The following is a 26,381-nucleotide window of genomic DNA, read 5'->3' as shown; positions in this document are numbered from 1 at the left end:
CCCTTAGTTGAATTCCGGTCTAACTTCTAAATTAATCTCTTTCATCAGCTGATACACATCGGGCTCCTGGGAAACCGGCAAACGCCCGGCTTTATTGATGGCGGCCTTGGCGGCGCGACATACCACAGGATCCCCTTCGATGATCTGGCTGTTGGTAACAAAGCCATCTTTGGCCAGACGCACCTTGACCTTACAGACTCTGCCGCGCATCGACTCGTCCACTACCAGATTGCGCTGAATAGTGGCGGTGATCATCGCTCGATAACGGTCGACTTCACTCATAACCTGACGATTGCGAGTCGCCGACAAGGCGGCTTGCTCGGCGGCCAGCGCATCGGCCAACTCCTGCTCCTGACGGCGACGGGCCTCTTCCTCGGCCTTGCGTTTACGCTCGGCTTCTTCTTTGGCCTTACGTTCAGCTTCTTTGCGTTTGCGCTCCTCTTCCGCTTTTTTGGCGGCTGCTTCTTCAGCCTTGCGTTTCTGCTCTGCCTTAAGAGCGGCCTCTTCGGCTTCCTTACGCTGCTGCTCCTTGGCCTTACGCTCGGCCTCGGCTTTCTGGGCCTTTTCTTTCTCCTGCTGCTCTTTCAGCTTGGCAACTTTGGCAGCGTCGGCAGCTTTCTGGGTCTCCAGTTCTTTTTGCTTGCGCTCGGCTTCCAGTTTGCGGATCCGTTCCTGCTCCTGCTCGCGGGCCTTTTTGGCCTCATTGGCCTGGCGATCCAGTTCCTGCTGCCGTTCGCGCTCGCGGCGCTCGGCGTCGGCCTTGTCCTGTTTCAGCTTCTGGACATAGTCATCCACTTTCTGCTGATCGACCACCACGGCCTGCACAGGCGCAGACTGGGCCTGTGGTGTCGGCAATTTGGGTTTGTCCTGAAAGTCCACGCCCATGGCCAGAATCGCAATAACCCCAATATGCAGCACAGCTGAGATGATAAAGGGGACAGTAAAATCAGATTTCCCAGCCACTTACTTCTCCTCTGGCGAATCTGTCATCAAACCGACCGAAGGCACGCCGGCATGTTGCAGCGACACCATCAGTTGGATTACCCGTTCGTAGGGAATAGCGCGATCGCCCTTGACCACCACGGGGCGATCCGGCTCCATCTTAATGATGGCGCTGACCCGGGTGCTGATCTCTTCCAGATCCAGCACCTCATTATTGGGTGAGCCACCCAAGTCGAGAAAATACTCACCCTCGGCATTGATAGAGGCCACCACTGGCGGCTTGCTGTCGGCGGGCAGCGGTTCGGCCTCACCCTGAGGCAAGTCCACCTTCACCCCTTGAGTCACAATCGGCGCCGTCACCATAAAGATGATCAACAGCACCAACATCACGTCGATATAGGGCACCACATTGATTTCAGCGACGGGGCGACGCCGCTTGCGCTGATATCCCTGCATCATACGGCTTCCTTATCGCTGTATGCCTGACGGTGCAATATGCCGGAGAACTCTTCCATAAAGTTGGCGTAGGAAGACTCGACCTTTTCCACCTGAGTAGAGAATCTGTTGTAGGCGATAACCGCAGGAATGGCGGCGAACAGGCCCATGGCGGTAGCAATAAGCGCTTCGGCAATACCCGGTGCCACCATGGCCAGAGTGGCATTTTCCACCGCGCCCAAGGCGATAAAGGAGTTCATGATCCCCCAAACTGTACCAAACAGGCCGATATAGGGACTGGTAGAGCCTATGGTTGCCAAGAGTGGCAGATGAGTTTCCAGCTTATCCAACTCTTTGGAGAGAGAGATCCGCATGGCGCGGTAGCTGCCATCCATAATGGCTTCTGGCACCCGGCCGTTCAGTTTCGACAGGCGGGCGTATTCCTTGAAGCCGGATACAAACATGGACTCAAGCCCTGAGTTGCTTTCCTGGCGGGCCGACAGCTCCTGGTACAAACGATTGAGATCCACACCGGACCAAAACTTCTCTTCGAAGCGTTCGGCATTTTGCCTGGCCGCTTTCAGGAGTTTGCGCCTCTGGATAATCACAGCCCAGGACGCGATAGACAGAGACAATAAGGTGAGCATCACCAGTTTTACCAACAAACTGGCCTGCATGAACAATCCAATAAACGAAATCTCAGCTTCCACCTTTTTTAAACTCCTGCAATATGTGTTGGGGAATGGCCAGTGGCCGCATGCGCTCGAGTGAAATACAGGCAACCAGAATGCTGGCCGCGCAATAACACTCACCCTCGGCATCTACCAGGCGCTGTTCAAACACCAAAGATGCCCGCTTCACTTCTGAGACACGGGTTTCCACCCAAAGGTTCTGCTCAAATCGCGCCGCCTTGCAGAAATCCAGCTCGGCGCGGCGTACCACAAAGGCGATATCCTGCTGCAACAGAGCGGTTTGGCTCACCGACATAGATCTGAGCCACTCACTTCGGGCTCTTTCAAAAAATTTCAAATAGTTGGAATGGTAAACCACCCCACCCGCGTCTGTGTCTTCATAATAGACAGTGATAGGCCAACGAAACATGCTTCCACTTGCTTTTAATGCGCCAAAAGTGAGGCCTACTATACCTTATCCACAATCCGCTTGTGAATGGCGGAAAAAGCAAAGGGGCCCGCAGGCCCCAGTTTATTTTTTCAAGGCTTAACTTAAGCTTAACCGTCGATTTTACTCGGCAGGGTCAAGCCAAAGTTGTGCCACAGGAAGGTGAAGATATCCGCCGCTTCATCTATCTTCATCGCCGTGGGTTTACCTGCGCCGTGACCGGCATTGGACTCGATACGCATGATAACCGGCTGATCCCCCTGCTGCTTGGCCTGCATCATGGCGGCAAACTTGAAGCTGTGCAGCGGCACCACCCTGTCATCATGATCGGCTGTCATCACCATAGTCGCAGGATAAGCCTGAGACTTGACGTTGTGATATGGCGAGTAAGCCAGCAGCGCCGGGAACTGCTCGGCATTGTCGGCACTGCCATATTCACTGGTCCAGGCCCAGCCTATGGTGAACTTGTGGAATCTGAGCATATCCAGTACCCCAACGGCGGGCAGCACGGCGGCAAACAGATCCGGTCTTTGGGTCACGGCGGCGCCCATCAACAAACCACCATTACTGCGGCCATAGGCGCCAAGCTTGCTCTTGTTAGTATAGCCCTGGTCCAGCAGGTATTCGGCAGCGGCAAAATAGTCGTCAAACACATTTTGCTTCTTGTCGAACATACCTGCCTGGTGCCAGCTCTCACCATATTCGGCGCCGCCACGCAGGCTGGGCACAGCATAGATGCCGCCCATATCCAACCAGGCGATATTGGCCGGGCTGAACCTTGGGGTCATGGAGATGGCAAAACCACCATAGGCGTACAGGAGTGTCGGGTTGGTGCCGTCTTTCTTCAGCCCTTTCTTGTAGGACAGCATCATGGGCACCTTGGTACCGTCCTTGCTGGTGTAGAACACCTGCTCGGATACGTAATCATCCGGATTAAAGGCGATTTTAGGGCTCTGGTACAGCTCGGACTCACCTGTCTTGAAGTCAAACTTATAGGTGGTCTGCGGCTGCACATAGCTGTTGAAGGTGTAATAGAAGTAGTCTTTGCTGCGTTTGCCGTATGGGCCGGCAATCTTGCCTTTACCCGGCAGAGTCACGTCCTGGCGCTTGACGCCGCCCATGGAGTAGATGGACAGCTGCCCCAGCACGTCATGCAGTGAGCTCACCACCAGGTGATCATTAATGATACCAACACTGGCGATAGGGTCCTTTGTCTCAGGGATCACTGTCTTCCAGTCTTTTTTGGCCGGGTGGCGCAAATCTATCGCAATCACTTTGCCGTTGGGGGCATCGAGATCTGTCTTGAAGTAGAACACTGACTTGTCGTTACCGATAAAGCTGTACTCGGCTTCCAACTCGGAAATCAGCTCAACCACTTCCGCTTTTGGATCTTTGAGTGACTTATAGAAGAAGCGGTTGCGGCTGTCGGTTCCCTGGGAGATGGACAGCAACAGATAGTCACCGTCTTCAGAGACTCCAATACCAAAGCCCCAGTCCTTGTTTTGCGGTCTTTCATAAACCAGCTTGTCCTGGCTCTGATCTGTGCCCAGCTTATGGTAGTAAACCTTCTGATTGAAGTTGACATCGGCCATCTTGTCTCCGCCGGCCGGGGCATCATAACGGGCATAGAATACGCCTTCATTGGCGTGATCCCACACGGCAGAGGAGAATTTGATCCACTCCAGTTTGTCGCTGAGCAGCTTGCCGCTGGCAATATCCATAAACTGCCACTGTTGCCAGTCGGAGCCGGACTCAGAGACACCATAGGCCAGCACCTTGCCATCGTCACTCACTGACACACCTGACAGGGCAACTGTGCCCTTGTCGGAGAAAGCGTTGGGATCCAGCAACACCTTCTCATTACCCTGTTTGTCTTTAACATAGAGCACTGACTGGGCCTGCAGGCCGTCATTGCGGTAGTAGAAGGTGTTGTCACCCTTTTCAAAAGGGGCAGAGATTTTTTCGTAGTTCCACAGGGTGGTGATCCTGTCGACTACCGCCTGTTTGTTGGGGATAGCCGACAGATACTCCTGTCCAAAAGCTTGCTGAGCCTTAACCCAGGCTTCTGTTTCCGGGGTGCTTTCTTCCAGGTGGCGATAAGGATCGGCAACCTGAACACCGTGAATGTTTTCAACCAGCACTTCGGCGCGGGTCGCCGGATACTGGGATTTAACAGCAGCCAGCGAACTCTGGCCATTTGGGGTATCTGTGCTCTGGCAGGCGCCGAGCGCCAGGCTCAAGCCTACAGCCAACAGCATAGGGCGAGCCAATTTTGTAGTTATTGTCATGGAAACTTCCTGTCCGACTAAATAAAGAGGCGTACAGCGGCGTTTTAGCAAAAAAATGCAAACGCAGCGACTTGCAAAGTACTATACAAGCAAAAAAAACCGACACAATCGTCAAATTGCAATCTGTGCAAGGATTGAACAATGACAAATGTTAATAAAACGGCAACAAGGATTAATTATATAAATTGCAGATTTATGCAGCCACATTGAGTAAAGAAGCGAAACACGGGCTATAACTGCATTTACGTGATTTACATCACCTTTGTGACATTAGTTTTACTTATCTCATGACGTAGTTTTTCTCGCTTGTTGCTGACACATTCTGTCACTAAAATATGCCTCGTTTTCAGGAAGTATTTACCCCGGTAAATATGAAAACCAAGAACTTCAAAACTGTTGTGTAGCTTTCATGGCAGTTTTCCCTGGTTCTTATGCTTGACTTCCTTCCTTCAATTTGTTGATTGCAATGATTTTATTTTTTGCGGCCCGCTTGTTTCAAGCGGGCTTTTTTTTATGTTTTAATCTCTTTTTGAAGGTTTGATTTGCAAAACCTTATAAGCCCTACGCGCTTTGCTGAGCCACACCGCGGATACGGCACCTAGCTCTGAAATCAACTTTTCCAAAGACAACAAGGACCCGTATGTCACTGCTACGTTTACTGTTTGCTCACCTATTACTGCTGGTTGGCGCATTTTCGGCTTATGTCTGTATTTTTGGTGCCTTCCAGAGCCTGCCGGAGCAACAACCGGCAAAATACTTTATGGTTATCTTTGGTGCCTTGCTGGCGGCTGTTAGTCTCACCCTCGCCGGTTTTCTCAACCGCCGCCGTAACTGGCGCCGCTCAAGCGGTATCGCCTTGTTGGCGGCAGCAGGTTTGGCGCTTCTGATCATAGTTTCCGATGCATCATACCAAGACACGGTCCAGTTACCGCCGATGATCGCCTTGAACGATTATGCTGTCGGTGGGCCCGTGATTATGTTGGTGCTGATACTCGGTGGTCAGCTGCTATGGCGAGGCATAAAGCAGAATCAAAGGGCTGATATCCTTGACTCTAATTAATTCAGACTAGCTGAACAAGGAACAGACTAAGTCTCCTTCTAACCATCACCGCCTCTGTGTATGACAATGCAATGAAAAAGAAGAAAAAGCCTATTCCCAGGTGATTCTTATCTGCCCCCGGAATTATCAGTTTAGCGCCTGTGACCTTGGCTCGTAAGCGTCGGTTCCCCACAGCGGCACAGTGGACAGGGCGTGCTTGTGACTGCCGTTGGTTTCCTTGGTGGAATAAGACAGATACAGGAGTGTCTGGTGTTCACTGTCATAGATACGCCTCACCTTGAGGCTTTTGAACAAGATGCTCAAGGACTCGGTAAACACTATCTCGCCCTTCTTACCCAGTTCGATACCGGCCAGTTGCGCCTTGGTTATCGGCCCGGTCTGGCGACAGCTGATACTCATATCAGATGGATCGGCAAAATCCAAATTGGCCTCTATGCGGCTGATATGACAAGTAACACCGGGCAGTTTGGGATCTGTCTTGGCATCTATGATCACATCTTTGGTAGTGAATACGCCCAGGCTGACCTTGCCCACATCATCGCCGCACCCGGCGAGCAAGCTTGTCGCCACAGTAGCAACCAAGGCGGCCAAGAGTGGCGTTTTTTTCAGTGCCATGAAGAATCCTCTTTCAATTAAAGTGCAATTTAACGGTACAGGCGCTCAGCCCAACGGGTCAAGCCGGCCACCACAGAGCCGAAGTGGTCGCCACTGACCAAAGTCACATCCGGGAAACGCGCGCGGATCTGCTCGGTAATATACGGGCTCTTGGCGCTGCCACCTGTGAGATAAATGACATCCGGCTGACATCCCCCTTCCGCCAAAGCCTGGGTGATGAGCTTGTGCACAGTTTCAAGCGATTCATCAATGGCGGCCACAAAGGTGGCGGCATCAACATTCACCATCAAAGGCTGCGGTTTGGGCGCTTCGACAAAACCTATATCCATAGCGGCTTGCTTACTGTCACTCAGGGCGATTTTAAGCTGCTCGGCACTGCGCACCAAACGATAACCCAGCTGATCTTTTTGCACCTTTAATAAGCGCGCAAGTTTCGCCTGCTCTTTGGCATCCCGTTGCAGCTCCTCAATCAACTTGCGACTACTCAAGGCAGAGAATTCCCGCTGGGCACTGACATCGTTGACGGCGACCGCATTCCAGAAAGGCTGCCTTGGCATAGGCTTGCCTGTGATCAGCGCACTGCCGAGCCCCAAGTGCGGCATAAAACCGGCCATCGCCAGGGCGATATCCAGATCGTTACCCCCTACCCTTTGACCACTGTGGCCCAGGCAGTCGTCACTGCGATCTTTCTTGTCTTTAAGCTCAGGCCCCATGCGCACAAACGAGCAGTCGCTGGTGCCGCCGCCAATATCCACCACCAGCACCCGCTGCTCCCGGGTGAATGTCGACTCAAACTCAAGGGCAGCTGCCATAGGCTCATACAGAAAGGCCACATCGGTGAACCCGGCGCGCTGGGCCCCTTGGGTCAAAATAGCCTCGGCTTGCTTGTTGCTTTGCTCGCCGCCAATGCCCTGAAAGTTAACCGGGCGCCCTATCACCACCTGGGAAATCGCCTGTTTCAGGCTCTGCTGCGCCCGGGTATGAATTTCCTGCATCATCAAGGTGACGATATCTTCAAACAACGCCATCTGATTGCTGAGCAGGCCCGAAGCGCCAAGGAATGACTTGGGTGAGCGAACATAGAAGCCCTCTTCCGGCATCTCCATATAGGTTTCAATCGCCTGATTGCCGATGAATACCGCTTGCTCATTGGCAAGTAAATCCAGCTCCAAGCGCGCGATTCTGGCGCGACTCAACTCGGCGGCGCGTTTGGGTTTGAAATCAGCCTGGGCCGCCAAAGGCAAGCGCTGCAGCACAGATTCGGAAATGAGTTCCCGCTCCATGGCATAAATGGTCGACGGCATATAGTTGCCATCCTCGGCCAGAGGCAAAAGCCGGGTCTGGCCCTCCTCCATCACGCCAATAGCGCAGTTGGCACTGCCATAGTCAAAACCTGCAAACATTCCGTCCTCCTGCTTTCGCTGGCTCGAAGTGGCCAGGGCGCCGCTTTTTGCTTTGAAGACAAAGCCTCAGCGCCCGCTCCCGGCCAGGAAACCGACCGAGAAAAAAGAGCGCAACATAGCATAAGCAGGGCAGAAAACCCAATCGTCAATATCGCTCTCTTTGACCAAAGTGGGGGATTGTCATTCTTTCGACATAAATTCGCTCTACCCTTAGGGAACGCTTCTTGCGTTCTGGCAAAGGACAAAGGACTAAAACCATTTGCTGGAACCACGCCTTGCATCCAGGTCTGTAAGCCGACGCGGAGCACAGATGGGAATTGTTCGCACCTTCCTTAGCGCCGGCGCAACCCCGAATTCAAACCTGAGCCGGGCCCAAATAGCGTAAAACCCTGAAACTGCGCCCCGCCTTTATTCTCTGATTACAAGCGGATATCGGAGTGTTATTGTATATCTGCCGGGCTTTATCTATGCCCGGCGTCTGCTCACGAGGAGTCTTTGCCGTGTCACCGTCCGTCGAAAAATTTTCTCTGGATAAGGAGCTTTCCTGGCTGTCTTTCAATGAAAGAGTCTTGCAGGAAGCGGCCGATCCTCTGGTTCCTCTGGTGGAACGGGTTCGCTTTCTGGGCATATTTTCCAACAACATGGATGAGTTCTTCCGGGTTAGGGTTGCTGCGGTGCGCCGCTCGATTCTGTTATCCAGCCTGCAGGAAGGTCGCAACTCCAGTCGCCATTTGATGGCCAAGATCCAGACCAAGGTCTTGATACTGCAAGAGCGTTTCGATGCCATTTACGGCGAGTTAATGCGGGAACTGGCAAGACACAGCATCTTTCTCATCAATGAGAAACAACTGAGCGACTTTCATAGCCAATGGCTGAAAAAGCACTTCAAGGATCAGCTCAAGCGCCACATCACTCCGCTTATCCTCAGTAACCGTTCCGAACTGTTCAAACAACTCAACGATGACACCACTTATCTGGCGGTATGCCTATACAGCCGGGAAAAACGTCAGTACGCCCTTGTGGAAGTACCCACCAAGAATGTGCCACGTTTCATCCAACTGCCGGCAGAAACCTCAAAGCGACGCAAGCATTTGATCTTGCTCGATAACATAATAAGGCACTGTGTCGATGAGCTATTCTCCCCCTTCTTCGAATATGAAGAGATCGAAGTCTTCTCAATGAAGCTGACCCGCGACGCCGACTTCGATCTCACCGATGAGCTGGAACAGAGCCAACTGGAAAAGCTCACCAAGGGCCTGAAAAAGCGCCTCACTGCCGAGCCGGTACGTCTGGTGTATGACAAAGAGATGCCGGAGCATATGCTGAGCATGCTTACGGCGCAGCTGAATATCTCCAATACCGAGTGCCTGATCCCCGGAGGCCGTTACCACAGCTTCAAGGACTTTATCGGCTTTCCCAATCCAGGGCGCAAATACCTGGAAAACGACAAGCTTCCGGCACTGGACTCGGCCGGATTCAGTGTCTGTGCCAACAAGTTTGACGCCATTCGCCGCGGCGATATCATGCTTTATTACCCCTATCACAAGTTTTCCCACTTTACCGAGCTGGTGCGCCAGGCGGCCTATGATCCTGCCGTCAAGTTCATCAAAATCAGCCTCTATCGGGTCGCAAGAAAGTCCCATATCATCCAGTCGCTGATAGATGCGGTGAAGAACGGCAAACAGGTCACCACTGTGATTGAGCTCAGGGCCCGTTTCGATGAGCAGGCCAATATCGAGTGGAGTCGGGTGCTGGCCGAGGCTGGTGTCAAGGTACACCATGGGATCCCAAGTTTGAAGGTTCATGCCAAGATGTGCCTTATCGGCCGCGAAGAAGCCGGCGCCATTCGACTCTATGGCCATATTGGCTCAGGCAACTTTAACGAGGGCACGGCCAGGGTGTATACCGACCTTTCGCTGTTTACCGCCAATCAGGAAATTACCGCCGAGATAGAACAGGTATTTGAGTTGATTGAGCACCCCTACAGACGAGATAATTTCCAGCACCTGATAGTCTCTCCCTATGATGCGCGCCAGAAGCTGACCGGCCTTATCGAGCAGGAGATCATCAATGCCCAAAGCGGCATCAAGGCCGCCATCACCCTCAAGCTCAATAATCTGGTGGATGAGGCGATGATCCAAAAGCTGTACGAGGCTTCCAGCGCCGGCGTCAAAATCCGTCTGCTTATTCGCGGCATGTGCGCGCTTATTCCCAATATTCCCGGGATCAGCAACAATATTGAGGTCTTCAGCATAGTGGACAGATTCCTCGAGCACTCGCGGGTAATGCTGTTTCACTCAGGCGGCGAAAACAAACTCTTTCTCTGCTCTGCCGACTGGATGGGACGTAATATCGATAACCGTATTGAAGTCAGCACTCCGGTTTATGATCCCGCTCTCAAACAGATGATCCTCGATACCCTGGCGCTGCAATTTGCCGACAACATCAAGGCGCGGGTGATCAACAAAGATCAATCCAACCCCTACCGTAAGCGGGGTAACAAGCGTAAGGTAAGATCCCAGATAGCCATACATCAGTATCTGGGCAACTACGAAAAACAGCGGCAACTGGATCTGACCCAACCCCAGGAACCGAAGTAATAGCAAAATGAGGACCACCTTGACTGCAACACCTAAGCATTTTGTCGCCGTGGATATGGGCTCCAACAGCTTTCATCTGGTGATAGCCCGCGAGCAGGATGGCAGCATTCAGATCCTGCATAAAGAGAAACGTCTGGTACAGTTGGCCGAGGGGCTAGATCGGGACAACAGGCTGGATAATGACGCCATAGCGCGCGGTCTCGCCTGCCTCAAGGATTTCAACCTCAGGTTTTCTACTCTGGATCAGGCCAGAGTCAGACTGGTGGCCACCCACACTCTGAGAGTTGCCCGTAACCGTGAGGCCTTTATCGAGGCCGCCAGGGCCATAATGCCCTACCCGGTCGAAGTGGTATCCGGCCATGAAGAGGCGCGCCTTATCTACAAGGGCATAGCCCACAGCCAGGAGCTGGCACAGCGCAACCTCATCATAGATATCGGTGGAGGCTCCACCGAGGTGGTGCTTGGCCAAAAGACTCAGGCACAGATACTCTCGAGCCTGCGCTGTGGCTGCGTCAGTTATAACCAGAAATACTTTGTCGACGGTAAGCTGACGTTGGAGAACTTTCGCGCCGCCCAGGCAGCGGCCGATAAACAGTTTGCCTCGCTGGCCAAGGAATATTTCAGCGGCCAGTGGGACCTCACTCTCGGCAGCTCAGGCAGTGTCAAGGCCATCTGCGAAGCGATGCAGCACTTCTTCAACGATGAAACCATCACTCTGCCCAGGCTCAAGCAGTTAAAACAGCAGTTGCTCAGCTGGGGTCATGTGGATCAGATTGAACTGCCGCAGGTGGACAGCAAACGTGCACCTTTGCTACCGGCTGGGCTGGCTATCTTGATCAGTTTCTTCAAGAGGCTGCCGGTCACCGAGTTGCAGTTTGCGCAAGGGGCACTGCGCGAAGGCGTACTTTACGAACTTGCCGGGATCAGCCAATTCGGTGATGTCAGCGGCCGCACCGTCCAAAGCATGGCCAAACTCTATCATGTGGACTTGAACCATGCCGCCAAGGTGGCCACTTCGGCCAAACAGCTGTTTGATGCCGTGGCCGACGGTTGGCAACTCGAGTCCTGGCGCGCCCTGCTGGAACATGCGGTGAAACTGCATGAGATAGGGATCCATATCAACTCCCGCGCTCACCACAAACACGGTGCCTACATCATAGCCAATAGCGATCTGCCCGGTTTCAGCCAAGAGCAGCAACAGCTGTTGGCACTGCTGATTGGCAACCAGCGCAAGAAACCCAACCTGGAGGCGCTGGCACAACTGGAGCCCGCTCAGAAATTACGCCTCATCCGCCTAATGGCGCTGCTGCGGCTCGCCGTACTGCTGAATCTCGGCCGTATCGCCCGCAGCTTGAAAATCACCCGGGTAAAACCCACGGCAACAGGGATGCAGATAAGCCTGCCCGAACCGCGTCAACGTATCAGCCTGTTTGCCAAAGACTTGCAGCGGGAGCAAAAGCAGCTCGCCCAGTTAGGCTTTGAGCTGCAGATAAGTTATGTCGATGTGTGACTAGGCTCTTCTTATATCCGTAACTGTGGTTAATTAATGGCTGGGGTTAATTAATGGCTGGGGTTAATCAATGACTGTGGCTGTGATGCCCACCTTCAAGCTGCTGCCCATCTGCCGAGTAGAAGCCTGAGCTGCCATGTTGAATAAAGCCCTGGGTGATCATCTTGGCAATAAAAGGGTCAGACTCACTGTCGCCCACATCGGCAAAGTCGAGATCCTGGAAACCTGAGGTAAGCCGCTTGAAACTCTCCTGGCTCACAGGCGTCAGTTTGCTGAGCCGATAAACAATATGCTGCTCACCTTGAGTGATGGTCATCTCGGCCGGCAGTTCCAGCTCACTTATCCAGCTCAGTTGCATAGACTGCGGCTCGTTAGCGGCGCTTTTGTTCGCGTGACTATGGTTTTCTTCATGACCCTTGCTCTTAAAGGAATAGCTCTGACGGGTGAAGCAGCTATCTTGCAGGCTTTGGCCCTTTTCAAATTGACTCAAGGCTGCAGGCGATATCAGATGAAACTGCCTATCGAGATCGGTGCGAATGTTCAGCGCCAAGAGATCGCCGCGGCGATAGCTGATAGAGCGTTTCTCCTGGGGGAAATAACGCACATACTCGCCATTTTTATGCCAAGCCTCATAGCTGACAGGGCTGCGTTGATAGATGATGGTATCGTCAAAGCGCGTCAGGATCAGTTGCTGCTGCCTGGCCTGCTCACCACTGCCAACAGTGATCTGATAGCTGGCTTGAAAACGGCCGGGTTTGGCGGCACAAACATTAGCATCATTGCCAATTGAGCCGCCCGCTTTGACATGGGCGTGCTCCTGGCTGCCTGGCTGGTTGCTGGCAGACTGGGTATTGGCCATGGCAAACTGCCCCAGCGAAGCTGTGAGCCCCAAAGCGAGTGAAAACGTGAGTGGGCGACAAAGAACGCGAGGGGCTGTGCAATGAGCTGTGCGAGGAGCGATATGAAGCGCTACGCGGGAAAAAAAGGGAAACGCTGGCTTGAATGTTACACGGGACATAATAAACCTACTGATATGACTCTAAAACAAAAGACTAAAACCAAAGAAGCAGCCTGGCACCCTGCCTGAAACTAGAGGCAGGCAGGGGCATCAGGCTGCGAAACGCTAAACTTTATTGCGCCGCGGCGGCCTCGGCCTTTTTAACCAAATCACCGGCAAAGTTCATCACATGGAAGATGTGGTTCTGCTCAACCGTACCCTGAACCAGGCTGGCACCCGGGCCGCGAGCGAAGATGGCCACATCTTCACCGGCATGGGTTTCACTTGCCAGCGGCACCAATGCTTCCTGATGGAACCCCACACTCTGGGTGTCTATGTAGTTCAGATCCACGCGTCCAGGCTCGGCGGCATAGTTGTATCGCTCATCGCCACCGGTCGCCAGCGAGCCAAAGCCCAGACCATTGGCATAACCAACAGTGGTATAAGGCATGCCGTTGGCATCGGTAGAGTTGGTGACCGACGGCTGACCGTTGGCGTCGTTACTCTTCACCAGACCCAGGATAGGATTACCTCGGGTCGGATAGCCGGCGATGGTGAACACATGGCTGTGGTCAGCAGTAACCATCAGCAAGGTGTCATTGGCCGAGGTCTTCTCCATGGCGATACGTACCGCCTCAGACAAGGCTATGGTGTCGTACAGAGCGCGGGCCGCATTACCGGCATGGTGAGCATGGTCGATACGACCGGCTTCAACGATCAGGACAAAGCCTTTGTCGTTCTTTTTCAGAATATCGATACTCTTGGCCGTCATCTCTGCCAGAGAAGGCTCGCCGGTAACACCGGTCTCGACTCTGTCGTAGTCATATTCCATGTGAGAGGAATTAAACAGCCCCAGCGCATGCTCTGTGGTGCCGGTATCCATCGCCAGGAAACTGTCGCGGTCGGTAACGTAACTGGCATTGGAGTACTGAGACAACCACTCGGCGGTCAGATCGCGACCATCGTTACGCTTACCCGCTTTGCCTTCTGGATCGATAGTGGTTTTGGGAATAAAGGCGCGGCGACCACCGCCCATAACCACATTGATCCCTTTGCCGTTATTGAAGTCCAGCATCTGGGCGGCAATGTCTTTACAGCCGTTGCTGACGGCTTCGGCCGGCAAGTTGCTGTCCGCTTCCCAGTCGCGATCCGGCACATGGGCATAAGTGGCAGCCGGGGTAGCATGAGTGATACGTGCGGTCGAAACCACACCTGTAGCCATACCCGCCATGGCGGCCAGTTCCAGCGAAGTCACCAGGTTTTGACCCCTGGTGGAAGAACAAACGCCGCGCTCAACACCTTCAGCCTGTGAGATCACGCCAACGTCCGTCTTCACCCCGGTGACCATGGCCGTCATGGTGCCGGCCGAATCCGGGGTTTGACCATCGACATTATAAGTCTTGGCCAGGCCAAGATAAGGCAGAGTCTCAAAGGAAAGTGAGTTTTCCTCTCCGGTTTGCCCCTTGAGCTGACCATCGAGGATCCGCGCCGCAGTCACAGTTGAAACGCCCATGCCATCACCGACAAACAAGATGATGTTTTTCGCCGCACCCGCCTGGGTGTTATTGCTCATATTGGACGCCTTGGTGACGCGGTTTTGACCATCGACATACCATTGATTAACGGCGGTCCAGTCTTTTCCGTCACTGCCGTTGCTTCCATCTGTGCCCGGAGTGCCTGCGTTGCCGTCCTTGCCGTTGTCACCGTCACTTCCACAGGCCGCCAGGCCGAGAATCGCGGCCAAAGACAGTACCAGTAATTTCTTATTCATTTCCTTGCTCCCAATTAATACTTAGTACCGCCAAGCTCTTGGGCTTGATTGATAATGTGGAAAATCACGTTCTGCTCCATTACACCCTGCACCAGATTGGCGCCGGGGCCTGTGGCGTGCAGACTGATGTCTTCACCGGCGTGGGTTTCACTTCCCATAGGAATAAGAGCTTGTTGGATAAAGTCTTTGTCTTGAGTGTCCACTGAGGTTAGGTCGTCACGGTTCCCCACAACGGCGCCCGGGCCATTGGTGTAACCCAAGGTAGTGTATGGCTTACCGTCAAGGGCAGTAGAAAGGTTTCCGTCTACGCCGTGTACCAGACCCAGAATAGGGTTACCCCGCTTCGGATAACCTGCGATGGTGAACACGTGGCTGTGGTCGGCGGTGACCAGAATGAGCGTCTCTTCCGGGTTGGTGTTTTCTACCGCCGCCTTAACGGCGTTGGAGAGTTCCACCGCATCGGCCAGGGCGCGCTTGGCGTTACCGGCGTGGTGACCATGGTCGATACGACCCGACTCGACAATCAGCAGATAGCCCTTGTCGTTCTTCTGCAAAATCTCGATGGATTTCGCTGTCATCTGGGTCAATGAAGGTTCACCGCCCACATCATCGGCGCGGTCCGCTTCATATTCCATGTGGGAGGAGTTGAACAAGCCCAGCAGGTGATCTGTGGTGCCGGCATCTATGGCGTCAAACTCCGTGCTGTTCCACACATAGGCGGCGTTGTCCAGGTTGTCGACCCAAGCCTTGGTCAAGTCCAGGCCATCCTTACGTTGCCCTTTCTTGTTCTCGCCATCAGTCACGGTTTCAGGAATAAAGGCGCGGCGACCGCCGCCCAGGGCGACTGACAGGGCATTGTCTTTATCGCGCATCACCATCTGGTAGGCGATATCTTTACACTCGTTGGCTACCGCTTCGGCAGGCAGCTTGGCGTCAGATTCCCAGTCGCGCTCCGGGCTATGGGCATAGGTTGCTGCCGGGGTGGCGTGGGTGATACGTGCAGTGCTCACCACACCGGTAGATAAGCCTTTGGCATTGGCCAGATCCACCAGAGTCACCAGCTCATTACCTTTGGATGACAGGCAGTTGCCACGAAGGCTCTGTTCGGATACCGAAATCACCCCCGCTTTGGACTTTACCCCAGTCGCAATGGCCGTCATGGTGCCGGCACTGTCCGGTGTTTGCTGGTTGGTGTTATAGGTCTTGATCAATGCGGTATGATCAAACTTCTCAAAACTCAGGAAGTTCTCTTCACCGCCCTGGTTACCGGCTATCTGCTGTCCTTGGAAGATACGCGCGGCAGTCAAAGTGGAGATCCCCATGCCGTCACCGACAAACAAAATCACGTTTTTGGCTTTTGCTTTTGATTCTAATGTAGCCTTGTCTGACACGCGCTGAGCGCTTTCCTTATACCAATGGCTGTCAGTTTGAACACTGGGTAACACGGCGCTGTTGGCCGCCATGCTTACCAGGCTGCAAGAGATCAACGCAGCTAATCTATTTTTCATCACTTTCATCATCCGTATTGGGTTGAAGTAAATTGGTCGCAAGTAAAGGTAGAGCGGCCTGATTGTCTAAGATCCAGATGACAGATTTGGTTAATCAAGATTGCAGTTATGTGAAGGGCTTTGTCTGGACGGCACAAATTAAAGAAAAAGCTGTTTTTTTTGGCCAAGAAACCTGAATGGGTATTGAGTGGGGGGAAGGCTGCTGTTTGTTCCGGTATCGAAAAACCATAATGACTGGAGGCACCTAAATCATCTGCATATCAAAAAAGGAGCCAATGGGCTCCTTCGATGATTAGATTTCTTAGCGCTATCAGGACGTTTGCTTGGCCTGCTCTTTCTGACGCTGTTTTTGCTCGCGGCGCTTATGGATCACTTCTTTGACATCGGCGCCTATGTGGGCCTCACCGCGATGCTTGGCCAGTTGCATCTGTCGCTCACGCTCGATAAAGCGCCGGCGCTGCTTTTCATCCAGCTTATCTATGCAATGGGGACAGCTGACCCCCTGCTCGTAGGCCGGGCTCTGCTTATCGGCCTCGGTTATCGGCATCCGGCAGGCATTACACTGATCGTACTGACCTTTTTGCAGCTGGTGATCCACTGAAACCCGGTTATCGAAAACAAAGCACTCTCCCTGCCACAGACTCTGCTCTTCGGGCACATCTTCCAGATATTTGAGGATCCCGCCTTCGAGGTGATATACCTCATCAAAGCCTTGTTGCTTAAGGTAGGCAGTGGACTTTTCACAGCGGATCCCGCCGGTGCAAAACATGGCTACTTTCTTGTGCTTGGCCGGATCCAACTGCTGCTTCACATATTCGGGGAACTCGCGGAAAGTCTCGGTCTCGGGATTGACGGCATTCTTGAAGGTACCAATTTGCACTTCATAGTCATTGCGGGTATCAACCAGCAGCACATCGGGATCGGAGATCAGCGCATTCCAGTCTTGAGGTTTGACATAGGTGCCGACCACTTCTCTGGGATCTATGCCTTCCACCCCCATGGTGACTATCTCTTTCTTGAGTTTGACCTTGGTGCGATAGAACGGCATCTCATCATCAAATGAGCGCTTGGAGACGATATTATCCAGGCCATTCTGGGCATCCAACCAGGCCATCAGGGTATTGATACCGTTTTCCGAGCCGGCCACAGTGCCATTAATGCCTTCGGCAGCCAGCAGCAAGGTGCCGCGAATACCATTGTCTTCCATGGTCTCGAGCAACGGCTGACGCAAAGCCTCATAATCCGGCAGGGAAACAAACTTATATAAAGCACATACAACTATTTTGGACATCATTACCTCAACTTCTGCTGGCTGGAACCTAATTTCCAGTGCATAACGGCGTCACCTTCTGAAACTTTTCTTAAGTGATTTGCCTCCCAAAATGGGGGCGCCATTCTATCCCAATCACAGTAGCGCAAATAGACAGCAAAAGTAGGGTTATTCGGCGATTCCTACAGCAGGCCGCCATATAGTAGCGGTTTAATCCTTTACATGCGGTTATGAACAGCAACCTTGCCTGCCACCCGAGTGATTCCTACAATGGCTGTTTTCATTGAATTCCAAGGGACTCTTGTGACTCAAGTAAGCAGTCAAACTATTCTGTACAGCTTTCGCCGCTGCCCCTATGCCATGCGCGCCAGACTGGGCTTAATTGCCGCCGACTACTCTGTTGTAGTGCGGGAAATTCTGCTGAAAAATAAGCCGCAGCAGATGCTGGAACTATCGCCCAAAGGCACTGTGCCTGTGATGCAACTCGCTGATGGAAGGGTACTGGACGAGAGCCTGGATATCCTTTTCTGGGCACTGGCACAAGCCGACCCCCACTCATTGCTGCCGCAAAATCCTGAGGAAGAAAACCTTATCTCAACCCTGATAGCGACCAATGACAGGGCATTCAAGCCCTTGCTGGACAGATACAAATACTTTGACCGTTACCCTGAGTTCAGCCAGCAAAGCTATTTCGAGCAAGCGCTCCTGTACTTGCTGCCACTGGAGCAGAGACTGGTTGAGGCTCAAGAACATCTCGGGCAGCAAAAGCTACAGGGGCAAAAAGAGCAACAACAGCAGGTCATGTTGCTCGGGCGTATGAGCGCAGCGGATCTCGCCATCTTCCCTTTTGTGCGCCAATTTGCCCATGTGGATAGAGCCAGGTTCAATGCAGCCCCCCTGCCCTGTCTTAATCAATGGCTGCAGGCCTGGCTCGATCACCCCTGGTTTATCCGCGCCATGAAACCCAAGCCATTGTGGCTGGAAAGCGGCGAGCAACAGCCGCTTTAGCGCCTGCCGAGTAATCTGGGTAGGCGTTTGCGAGCTGGCGGGATCCCGCCAGGTTTTACAGGTGTGACGGTCTGGGAGCGCTGGTATCATCGCCGGCCAAACGCCGCACTTCGGGTGCCTGACCTTCAGCGACCGCTTGTTTATAGTTTTGATGCATACGCACCGCCAAGGCCAAATCAGGCCTGATGATCAAACCATCCTCCGCCACATCTATACCGCTGGCTTCACACCAGCTGAGTAGTTGACGTTTACGGCCCGCCAGTACCAAACTGACGCCGCGGCGCTTCAACAGGTGCGCCAAATCGGCAATCATGGCCATCACACTGATATCCAGATGACTGAAACAGGCCACAGCATCGACTATCACACAGTCCACCGGCTCGGGCTGCTCTTTTAACCTGAGCAGCAGCTGGCGTTTGAAATAACCGGCGTTGAAATAGGTCAAGGGTGAGTTGAAACGGTAAATCATGATCCCCGGGATCGCCGTGGCCTTGTCACTGCGGTCGATACTGCGCAGCACCCCCTTGCGATCGACACCGAGCAGTTGCTCCGAGGGTTTCATCACTACCCGGATAAATTGGAATAAGCCCAGCAGCACCGCCAGGGTGATCCCCGGGATCACCCCGATAAAGAGCACGGCCAACAGGGTGATCAGCGCCAGGGTAAAGGCGCCGTTGTCACGCTTTCTCAGTTTCCAGATCCCCTTGATATCAATCAAAGAGAGTGATGCGATAACCAGCACCACCCCGAGCGCCGCCGAAGGGATATATTGCAGCGGCGCAGTCAGGAACAGGGCCACCAGGGCTATCAGCAGCGCCGCTATCACAGAAACCAGCTGCGATTTGCCACCATTGGCATCATTGACCGCGGTGCGCGAATCGGCGCCGCTGATAGCAAACCCCTGGGACAAACCCGAGGCGATATTGGCAAATCCAAGCGCGCGAAACTCCTTATCGGGATCTATGTCGTAGCCATTTTTGGCGGCAAAGCTGCGCGCCGTCAGCATCATCGAGACAAAGCTCACCATGGCAAGGTTCAGCGCCGGCATCACCAATTCACGACTCAGCCCCAAGTCAAATACCGGTGCCTGAAACTCCGGCAAACCGCCTTCAATAGTGCCGACCACCGCCAGTTGATACTGCTGCAAATCTAGCAGCCATACCAATAATCCGGCCACAGCTATCGCTACCATAGAAGCAGGCAATTGCGGCCGCAGACGCTTGACCAGCAGGAACACCAGTAAGGTGACCAGACTCATGCCCAATGTTGGCCAGTGAGTGCGCGACAGATACTCGGCGCCGCCAGCCAGGCGCTCCAGCAAATAGCGGGATTCGAAGCTAAAGCCAAAAATCTTCGAAAACTGGCCGACGATAATAGTTATCGCCACCCCGTTGAGCAGCCCCATCAAAATCGGCCGTGAGAGAAACTCGGCAAGCACCCCAAGCCGAAAGCGACTGGCCAGCAGGCACCAGGCGCCCGTCATCAGGGTCATGGTCATCACCAACTGCCAGTGCACCTTGGCATCGCCGGCGGCCAGTGGCGTCACCACAGCAGCAATCACGGCGCAGGTCGCGGCATCCGGACCCACTATCAGTTGCCTCGATGTACCAAACAAAGCATAAATCAACATAGGTAAAATACAGGAGTATAGCCCGGCAACGGCGCTGACCCCGGTAAGCTGGGCATAGGCGATAGCTACAGGCAAGGCCACCGCGGTTACCGACAAGGCGGCGCGCAGATCATCCCGCAACCATTCTTTTTGGTAATGCAGTAATCCTGCCAGCCCGGGAAGTAATTGAGTCAGCGACTCCCTGGTGTTCCATTGTGGAAAATTAACTCGCATATTCAGCACTCAACTCCGTCAATTTAAGCGCATTCTGTCCTGAGTGGATAATGTAGTGAGCTTATGCCAGGAAGTCATCCAGGGCGAAATAAAATATTCTCACTATTCACCTTTCCATCTTCCTTTGTCAGTAATGTAAAGAAACGACTCTGGGGGATTGGCTTATTGGCCGCCACGACTTAACATAAACCCTCAGCCCTTTTTTGTGGCATAAATCACACTCCTGACCAAGCATCCAATGCTTTTTGGCCAATATAATGAGGTTAAATTGGATACCCAACCCCAGATAACCAGGCGCACGCCCCAAGGGCTGCATCTGGCCTTGCTTATTCCCATGCTGTCGGCCATCGTGGCGATAACGCCTTTGGCCATCGACATGTATCTGCCGGCCATGGCTACCATAGCCGAGAGTTTCCATTCCGATATCACGACAGTACAGCAGTCTCTGAGCCTGTATCTGGCCGGGTATTCTCTGGGTATGCTTACCTTTGGGCCTTTGGCCGATCGCTTCGGCCGTCGTCCTTTGGTGATCATTGGCCTATCGGGATTTATGTTGGTCAGCCTGGGGTTGGCGCTGTCGCAAACGATAGAAATGTTTTTAAGCCTCAGATTTTTCCAGGCGTTTATCGGCGCCGCCGCTACCGTGGTGATCCCCGGCTATATCAAGGAGGTCTATGGTGACAATACGGCCAAGGGCATGTCCTATGTCAGCCTAATAATGATGCTGGCGCCGCTGCTGGCTCCATCCATAGGCAGCTTAATTTTGGAGCTGGGTGAATGGCATTTGATTTTCTTTATCCTAGCCTGCTATGCCCTGCTGCTGCTCATGCTGGTATTGCTGAAACTGCGTTTGCCATCGGATATGCAAGGCGCCGAGCGCAGCCGCAAGTCATTCTTTGGCGCCTATGCCACCGTCTTTACCCGGCCCGGGGTCAAGCTGCATATTGGCAGCGGCGTGCTGACTTCATTCGCCTTTTTCTGCTACCTGACAGCCTCGCCGTTTGTCTATATGTCGGTATTTAACTTGGATAAGTCTCTGTTTGCCATACTATTCAGTACCAACGTAGGCGCTTTGATGCTGGCCAATATTATCAACTCACGCATTGTTGGTCGCTATGGTTCAAGACGCATGTTGGTTGCCGCCACTATGCTCGGCAGTATTGCCGCTGCCGGGCTGTTACTGGTGAACCTGCTCGACTTGAGTTACCACTTTACCGTGGCCATGCTGATCCCCCTGATGGGATGCCTGGGGGTAATGTCGGTTAACGCCGACGCCATAGTACTGATGAAGTTTCAGCAGGAAACCGGCACAGCCACCGCGGTTATCGGCACCCTGAGGTTTGGCTTTGGTGCTCTGGCAGGACCGCTGCTGGCGCTGTTTTACACGGGGACTGCCGTGCCCTTTGCCGCGCTGATGCTGGCCTCTGTGCTACTGGTGGGTCTGTGCCAGTTCGCCGTCAGTCGCCGCCCTTTGCCCGAATGCCGCAGTACCGGCTCCTAAAATAAAGCTGGCGGTAAATCACGCTCAAGCGTTTGAAACCGCTTGAGCGCAAAACGCCGTTTGTCGATTTTCCGCACCCCCAAGAACCACAATTTTTCAAAGATTGGGGTCATACACATAGAATCGGCAGCGCTTTAGACTAAAGTCTAAAAATATCCTCAATTAATAATAAAATATAATTAATTCAATACATAACAAATTATACTTTCGCAATAACCTACCGCAATCAAGGCCGCTTTTCGGCGGCAAAAATGAAATTTATTCATGCTCATAAAAAAGCCGCTTCCAGGGGCTTGAAAACTTCTCTCTTTCCAATATGATGAAATTCTGTCCATTGGTGACAGAGACCCCTTCCCTACAGGGAGGTGAGCCCCCAGGGCCGGGTCGACAGCTGGCCGGAACTACCCTTCCGGCTTGGATTAGAGCGATAACCGTCGCTGTAAAAGTTACTGTTTACCGTAACGGTATCTTATCAAGGAGTACCAAATGGAGATGCTTTCAGGCGCCAGCATGATAGTGCGTTCGTTAATTGACGAAGGCGTAAAACATATATTCGGCTACCCAGGTGGCTCAGTTCTCGACATCTATGATGCCCTGCATCAAAAATCCGATATAGAACATATTCTTGTCCGCCATGAACAGGCGGCCGTGCACATGGCCGATGGTTACGCCAGAGCCACGGGCCAGGTCGGCGTGGTGTTGGTGACATCCGGCCCGGGAGCGACCAATGCCATTACCGGCATCGCCACCGCCTATATGGATTCAGTCCCTCTGGTGGTGCTTTCGGGCCAGGTGCCCAGTAACCTGATCGGCAATGACGCCTTTCAGGAGTGCGACATGATAGGGATCTCCCGCCCTGTGGTGAAACACAGCTTTTTGGTGACAGACCCCACCGAAATTCCCACCATTATCAAGAAAGCCTTCTATATTGCGGCCAGCGGCCGCCCCGGCCCTGTGGTAGTGGATCTCCCCAAAGACAGTCTCAACCCGGCGATACTGCACGAGTATCAATACCCGGAAGAGATTAAGATGCGCTCCTACAACCCGACGCTTTCGGGTCACAAGGGCCAGATCCGCCGGGGTTTGCAGGCCTTGATGGCCGCCAAAAAACCAGTGCTGTATGTGGGCGGCGGCGCCATTATCTCCGGCTGCCACCGGCAGCTGTTGACTCTGGCCGAACGACTGAAACTGCCTGTGGTCAATACGCTTATGGGGCTGGGCGCCTTTCCCGGATCTCATCACAACAACCTGGGCATGCTGGGGATGCACGGCCTGTATGAAGCCAATATGGCCATGCACAATTCAGATTTAATCTTCGGTATTGGGGTGAGGTTCGATGACAGAACCACCAATAATGTCGCCAAATATTGCCCGGATGCCACCATACTGCACATAGATATCGACCCTTCATCCATCTCCAAGACCATCAAGGTGGATATTCCGATTGTGGGCTCGGCCGATAAGGTGCTGAACGAGATGCTGCAATTACTGGATGAAGACAAGGTAACGCCTCAGGATGACGAGGCGCTGCAACACTGGTGGCAGCAAATTGCCTCCTGGCGCAGCCGCAACTGCCTCGACTATCAGCGCAATGCTGAACGGATCAAGCCCCAGCAAGTGATAGAAACCCTCTATCGCCTGACAAACGGTGATGCCTATGTGGCCTCCGATGTTGGCCAGCACCAGATGTTTGCCGCCCTCTATTATCCTTTCGACAAGCCGCGGCGCTGGATCAACTCAGGCGGCCTGGGCACCATGGGATTCGGCTTGCCGGCCGCCATGGGGGTCAAGATGGCGATGCCGGATGAAACCGTCGTGTGCGTCACCGGCGACGGCTCGATTCAGATGAATATTCAAGAGCTTTCCACCGCACTGCAATATGATGTGCCGGTGAAAATCATCAATCTCAACAACCGTTTCCTCGGGATGGTGAAACAGTGGCAGGACATGATCTACTCCGGCCGCCACTCCCATTCCTATATGGACTCAGTGCCTGATTTTGCCAAAATAGCCGAAGCCTACGGCCACGTTGGGATCAATATCGACCATGTGGATGAGCTGGAGAGCAAACTGGCACAAGCCCTGACCATGAAAGACAGGCTGGTGTTTGTGGATATCAGTGTCGATGAAACCGAACACGTCTACCCGATGCAAATTCGTGGTGGCGCTATGAATGAAATGTGGCTGAGCAAGACGGAGAAAAGCTGATGAGACGTCGAATCATATCTGTATTGATGGAAAACCAGCCCGGCGCCCTGTCAAGAGTTGTCGGTCTCTTTTCCCAACGTGGCTACAACATTGAAACCCTCACTGTGGCTCCCACCGATGATCCGACACTTTCCCGGCTCACAGTCGCAGTAGAGGCCGATGAGAGCATTCTGGAGCAGATAGAGAAGCAGCTGCACAAGCTTATCGATGTGCTCAAAGTATCCAACATCACAGAGTCCACCCATGTGGAACGGGAGCTTGCCTTGGTCAAGGTCAAGGCCAGCGGCGCATTGCGGGCAGAGGTAAAACGCACCGCCGATATCTTCCGCGGCCAAATTGTCGATGTAACCGCCAATCTCTATACAGTACAGATGGCGGGCACCAGCGATAAACTGGACGCCTTTATTGCCGCGCTGACCGAGGTCACCAAGGTAGTGGAAGTGTCCCGCTCCGGCGTGGTAGGCCTTGCCAGGGGTGAAAAAGCGATGCGAGCTTGAATCCGGGACTGAAGACCCTGCTGATACCGTTCACTTTACCGTGAGCGGTATTTTCAAACCGAATCAATACGGAATCTGAGTAGCATTAAGGTGAAACCGGCCATACAGGTACCATCTTACTGCCGTGCTCGGCGACAATCGCCATGATCCCCAGCTGCAACTCCTCGGCGACTTCCTGATAAACAGGTAAACTGGTGGTGCCGACATAGGCCAGTACATTCAACTCGAGTCCGGCGTTGCCGAAGCCCTTGAAGGTGACCCGCATCGGTGACTCATCCACCTTCTCATGCTGCTTTAGCAAGGCTTTGATATCATTGATGATCGCCTGCAACTGTTTGGCATCAGTGCTGTAATCGAGACGGATATCTGTCTTAAAACGGATTTTCTCCCGCTCTGAAATATTCTCTATCTCCATTTCGGCCAACTTGGCGTTGGGCATATGAATGACAGAGCGATCCAGAGTTCTAATGCGGGTACAGCGTAGGCCTATCTCCTCCACTGTGCCGCGAACGCCGCCGAAATTGCCAATATTGCCAACCTTGATAGGCGCGGCCGAATAGAGAGTAATGGTGCCAATAAGGTTTTCTATCGACTGCTTCGAGGCCAAGGCGATTGCCAGCCCGCCAATGCCCATCCCGGCCAGTATAGTGCCGGCATTAAACCCCAGGTGCTCGAGCCATAATAAGGTCGCCAGGCTGAGCAGGGCCACCCGCAAAAAATTCCCAAGAGGACGCAACAAGGAGGCCGCCTGTTTGTTGCCTTTGGCTATCCAGCGCTCCCTAAGACTGCTCTGTGCCAGCCCCACCAGCGCCCATATCAACCAAACCGTGGCCAGAATAAAGAAAAAGCCTGTGTTGACTATCTCCTGCATCGCAGCGCTCAAGGTACTGTTGGCAAGCATGGCCCTATCGAGTGCCACAGCGGCAAAGAACCTGAGTGGGCCGCGAATAAAGGCGCCCAATTCAGCCTTGAGCGGGTGTGATGAACGTGAAAGTGGCCATTGCAGCAACCAGGTCACAGGTACCACGAATAAGAATGCCAGCGCCAGATAGGCCAGCATCATGGCCCATTCCCAAAGATTCAGGGTAAACAGGCGTCCTTCAGGAATGTGCTCGATAAACCACTCCACCACAGGGCCATAGCCCAAGGCCTGGTAAAGTTTTGGGAGCTTGGCAACCGTGGCATTGGAAACCTTCCACAGACTGCCGTATTCAGAGCTCGGCACCCGCTGCAACAGGAGCTGATAGGCCTTTTTTTCGGCTTCCAAACGGGCAAACCCCTCCCGGTAAGCGGGCAGCTTGTCGTCGGTTTTACCCTCTGGGGTATCATCAAGCTCCTGAGGATTGAGCCAGAGATTACGCTCGATAATCGCCAGCAACTGCTTGGCATAGAGTGGCCCCTGCTCCGCAGTCATACCGGCGGGAAGAAAACGCAGATCCAGATACTCGGCCGCGGTTTGATAATCCCCTTCTCGGGCATAATGCATAAAGCCCTGCAGGGCACCTCTGGGGGTATCCCGGAGCAAGGGATCGCGGTACTCATAAGCCCCAGCAGCACTTTGCTCGCTTGACGTTTCCGGCTCAGGTTCGACCGCCGGGCACAACCCTGGCCAGAGCAAAAGAATAAATAATCCTATGCCAATCAACACTCTATTCATTAACGCACTCCTTGCCACTATAAGGTAAGGTACCAATCCATCCGGTGTAATCACTTCAAGTTGTGTTCAAGCCAAAGTGCGTCAGGGAACCATTGGCACCATCAGAAAAAAGAGTAGCAGAAACATGTAGTTCCGGATATGTCGGCCCA

20 protein-coding genes are annotated in these 26,381 nt (G+C 53.3%); 7 read left to right on the top strand and 13 right to left on the bottom strand.

Going from position 1 to position 26,381, the window contains the following annotated elements; genetic code table 11:
- Nucleotides 1-3 precede the first annotated feature (3 nt).
- The 5 genes from tolA to SIL79_RS15250 form a co-directional block, all read right to left on the bottom strand.
- The gene (gene tolA / locus SIL79_RS15270) at nucleotides 4-963 is read right to left on the bottom strand and encodes a cell envelope integrity protein TolA (RefSeq protein WP_039033354.1); all 960 of its coding nucleotides are present in this window, start codon (nucleotides 961-963) and stop codon (nucleotides 4-6) included.
- Entirely contained in the window at nucleotides 964-1,401 is a 438-nt protein-coding gene (gene tolR / locus SIL79_RS15265; protein ID WP_071475836.1) for a protein TolR, read from the bottom strand. It abuts the gene before it with no gap.
- Nucleotides 1,398-2,087, bottom strand: coding sequence for a protein TolQ (tolQ, locus tag SIL79_RS15260; RefSeq protein WP_025011953.1), 690 nt, complete (start codon nucleotides 2,085-2,087; stop codon nucleotides 1,398-1,400). The genes tolR and tolQ overlap by 4 nt, the downstream gene beginning before the upstream one ends.
- Nucleotides 2,077-2,478 (bottom strand): tol-pal system-associated acyl-CoA thioesterase, encoded by a 402-nt coding sequence (ybgC, locus tag SIL79_RS15255; protein WP_071475837.1) that lies wholly within the window; start codon nucleotides 2,476-2,478, stop codon nucleotides 2,077-2,079. The genes tolQ and ybgC overlap by 11 nt, the downstream gene beginning before the upstream one ends.
- Nucleotides 2,479-2,606: 128 nt before the next feature.
- Complete coding sequence (locus SIL79_RS15250; protein WP_039033357.1) at nucleotides 2,607-4,784, bottom strand: prolyl oligopeptidase family serine peptidase; 2,178 nt, start codon at nucleotides 4,782-4,784, stop codon at nucleotides 2,607-2,609.
- Nucleotides 4,785-5,424: 640 nt separating this feature from the next.
- Between SIL79_RS15250 and SIL79_RS15245 the strand changes: the two genes are divergently transcribed.
- Nucleotides 5,425-5,844, top strand: coding sequence for a hypothetical protein (locus SIL79_RS15245; RefSeq protein ID WP_039033358.1), 420 nt, complete (start codon nucleotides 5,425-5,427; stop codon nucleotides 5,842-5,844).
- A 126-nt stretch (nucleotides 5,845-5,970) separates the two neighbouring features.
- Here SIL79_RS15245 and SIL79_RS15240 read toward each other — a convergent pair whose 3' ends face one another.
- The gene (locus SIL79_RS15240) at nucleotides 5,971-6,459 is read right to left on the bottom strand and encodes a CreA family protein (protein WP_039033359.1); all 489 of its coding nucleotides are present in this window, start codon (nucleotides 6,457-6,459) and stop codon (nucleotides 5,971-5,973) included.
- 29 nt (nucleotides 6,460-6,488) lie between these two features.
- Nucleotides 6,489-7,862 carry a molecular chaperone gene (gene yegD, locus SIL79_RS15235; RefSeq protein ID WP_319619444.1) on the bottom strand — a complete coding sequence of 458 codons (1,374 nt, stop codon included), beginning with the start codon at nucleotides 7,860-7,862 and terminating at the stop codon, nucleotides 6,489-6,491.
- A 467-nt stretch (nucleotides 7,863-8,329) separates the two neighbouring features.
- Here yegD and ppk1 point away from each other — a divergent pair, with 467 nt between their 5' ends.
- Together ppk1 and ppx are read left to right on the top strand one after the other, a co-directional pair.
- A complete protein-coding gene (gene ppk1 / locus SIL79_RS15230) occupies nucleotides 8,330-10,462 on the top strand; it encodes a polyphosphate kinase 1 (protein ID WP_202932772.1) in 2,133 nt (710 codons plus the stop codon).
- 19 nt (nucleotides 10,463-10,481) lie between these two features.
- Nucleotides 10,482-11,972 (top strand): exopolyphosphatase, encoded by a 1,491-nt coding sequence (ppx, locus tag SIL79_RS15225; RefSeq protein WP_319619443.1) that lies wholly within the window; start codon nucleotides 10,482-10,484, stop codon nucleotides 11,970-11,972.
- Between the two features lie 67 nt (nucleotides 11,973-12,039).
- On the opposite strand, the gene SIL79_RS15220 is transcribed toward ppx, so the two are convergent.
- From SIL79_RS15220 to trhO, 4 genes are all read right to left on the bottom strand, one after another.
- The gene (locus SIL79_RS15220) at nucleotides 12,040-12,831 is read right to left on the bottom strand and encodes a hypothetical protein (RefSeq protein ID WP_319619442.1); all 792 of its coding nucleotides are present in this window, start codon (nucleotides 12,829-12,831) and stop codon (nucleotides 12,040-12,042) included.
- A gap of 271 nt (nucleotides 12,832-13,102) precedes the next feature.
- A complete protein-coding gene (locus tag SIL79_RS15215) occupies nucleotides 13,103-14,740 on the bottom strand; it encodes an alkaline phosphatase (RefSeq protein ID WP_144360838.1) in 1,638 nt (545 codons plus the stop codon).
- Between the two features lie 14 nt (nucleotides 14,741-14,754).
- Nucleotides 14,755-16,257 (bottom strand): alkaline phosphatase, encoded by a 1,503-nt coding sequence (locus SIL79_RS15210; protein WP_071475843.1) that lies wholly within the window; start codon nucleotides 16,255-16,257, stop codon nucleotides 14,755-14,757.
- Between the two features lie 301 nt (nucleotides 16,258-16,558).
- A complete protein-coding gene (gene trhO, locus SIL79_RS15205; protein WP_144360866.1) occupies nucleotides 16,559-17,539 on the bottom strand; it encodes an oxygen-dependent tRNA uridine(34) hydroxylase TrhO in 981 nt (326 codons plus the stop codon).
- 282 nt (nucleotides 17,540-17,821) lie between these two features.
- Here trhO and SIL79_RS15200 point away from each other — a divergent pair, with 282 nt between their 5' ends.
- Entirely contained in the window at nucleotides 17,822-18,526 is a 705-nt protein-coding gene (locus SIL79_RS15200; RefSeq protein ID WP_319619441.1) for a glutathione S-transferase, read from the top strand.
- Nucleotides 18,527-18,581: 55 nt separating this feature from the next.
- On the opposite strand, the gene SIL79_RS15195 is transcribed toward SIL79_RS15200, so the two are convergent.
- Entirely contained in the window at nucleotides 18,582-20,369 is a 1,788-nt protein-coding gene (locus tag SIL79_RS15195; protein ID WP_144360837.1) for a SulP family inorganic anion transporter, read from the bottom strand.
- 268 nt (nucleotides 20,370-20,637) lie between these two features.
- Here SIL79_RS15195 and SIL79_RS15190 point away from each other — a divergent pair, with 268 nt between their 5' ends.
- The 3 genes from SIL79_RS15190 to ilvN all read left to right on the top strand — a co-directional run bounded on the left by SIL79_RS15190 (nucleotide 20,638) and on the right by ilvN (nucleotide 24,575).
- On the top strand, nucleotides 20,638-21,870 hold the full coding sequence (locus SIL79_RS15190; protein ID WP_071475981.1) for a multidrug effflux MFS transporter: 1,233 nt from the start codon (nucleotides 20,638-20,640) through the stop codon (nucleotides 21,868-21,870).
- Between the two features lie 486 nt (nucleotides 21,871-22,356).
- Nucleotides 22,357-24,078, top strand: coding sequence for an acetolactate synthase 3 large subunit (locus tag SIL79_RS15185; RefSeq protein WP_071475846.1), 1,722 nt, complete (start codon nucleotides 22,357-22,359; stop codon nucleotides 24,076-24,078).
- Nucleotides 24,078-24,575, top strand: a complete 498-nt coding sequence (gene ilvN, locus SIL79_RS15180; protein WP_039033365.1) for an acetolactate synthase small subunit — start codon at nucleotides 24,078-24,080, stop codon at nucleotides 24,573-24,575. Before SIL79_RS15185 ends, ilvN begins: the two co-directional genes overlap by 1 nt.
- An 85-nt stretch (nucleotides 24,576-24,660) precedes the next feature.
- Here the strand turns inward: ilvN and SIL79_RS15175 are convergent, their stop codons facing one another.
- The gene (locus tag SIL79_RS15175; protein WP_319619440.1) at nucleotides 24,661-26,232 is read right to left on the bottom strand and encodes a mechanosensitive ion channel family protein; all 1,572 of its coding nucleotides are present in this window, start codon (nucleotides 26,230-26,232) and stop codon (nucleotides 24,661-24,663) included.
- Nucleotides 26,233-26,381 lie beyond the last annotated feature (149 nt).

It is taken from the genome of Shewanella indica (assembly GCF_033842865.1).
Taxonomy (GTDB): domain Bacteria; phylum Pseudomonadota; class Gammaproteobacteria; order Enterobacterales; family Shewanellaceae; genus Shewanella; species Shewanella indica.
Note: the sequence above shows the minus strand (reverse complement) of the source record. Positions and strands in the feature narration are given on the sequence as shown.

Coding starts and splice junctions, on each gene's coding strand:
- SIL79_RS15220 (WP_319619442.1), bottom strand. CDS start 12,831: ATGGCCAATACCCAGTCTGCCAGCAACCAGCCAGGCAGCCAGGAGCAC.
- trhO (WP_144360866.1), bottom strand. CDS start 17,539: ATGTCCAAAATAGTTGTATGTGCTTTATATAAGTTTGTTTCCCTGCCG.
- tolR (WP_071475836.1), bottom strand. CDS start 1,401: ATGATGCAGGGATATCAGCGCAAGCGGCGTCGCCCCGTCGCTGAAATC.
- SIL79_RS15240 (WP_039033359.1), bottom strand. CDS start 6,459: ATGGCACTGAAAAAAACGCCACTCTTGGCCGCCTTGGTTGCTACTGTG.
- SIL79_RS15195 (WP_144360837.1), bottom strand. CDS start 20,369: ATGCGAGTTAATTTTCCACAATGGAACACCAGGGAGTCGCTGACTCAA.
- yegD (WP_319619444.1), bottom strand. CDS start 7,862: ATGTTTGCAGGTTTTGACTATGGCAGTGCCAACTGCGCTATTGGCGTG.
- ppk1 (WP_202932772.1), top strand. CDS start 8,330: ATGCCCGGCGTCTGCTCACGAGGAGTCTTTGCCGTGTCACCGTCCGTC.
- SIL79_RS15210 (WP_071475843.1), bottom strand. CDS start 16,257: ATGAAAGTGATGAAAAATAGATTAGCTGCGTTGATCTCTTGCAGCCTG.
- ilvN (WP_039033365.1), top strand. CDS start 24,078: ATGAGACGTCGAATCATATCTGTATTGATGGAAAACCAGCCCGGCGCC.
- SIL79_RS15245 (WP_039033358.1), top strand. CDS start 5,425: ATGTCACTGCTACGTTTACTGTTTGCTCACCTATTACTGCTGGTTGGC.
- SIL79_RS15185 (WP_071475846.1), top strand. CDS start 22,357: ATGGAGATGCTTTCAGGCGCCAGCATGATAGTGCGTTCGTTAATTGAC.
- ybgC (WP_071475837.1), bottom strand. CDS start 2,478: ATGTTTCGTTGGCCTATCACTGTCTATTATGAAGACACAGACGCGGGT.
- SIL79_RS15215 (WP_144360838.1), bottom strand. CDS start 14,740: ATGAATAAGAAATTACTGGTACTGTCTTTGGCCGCGATTCTCGGCCTG.
- SIL79_RS15250 (WP_039033357.1), bottom strand. CDS start 4,784: ATGACAATAACTACAAAATTGGCTCGCCCTATGCTGTTGGCTGTAGGC.
- SIL79_RS15175 (WP_319619440.1), bottom strand. CDS start 26,232: ATGAATAGAGTGTTGATTGGCATAGGATTATTTATTCTTTTGCTCTGG.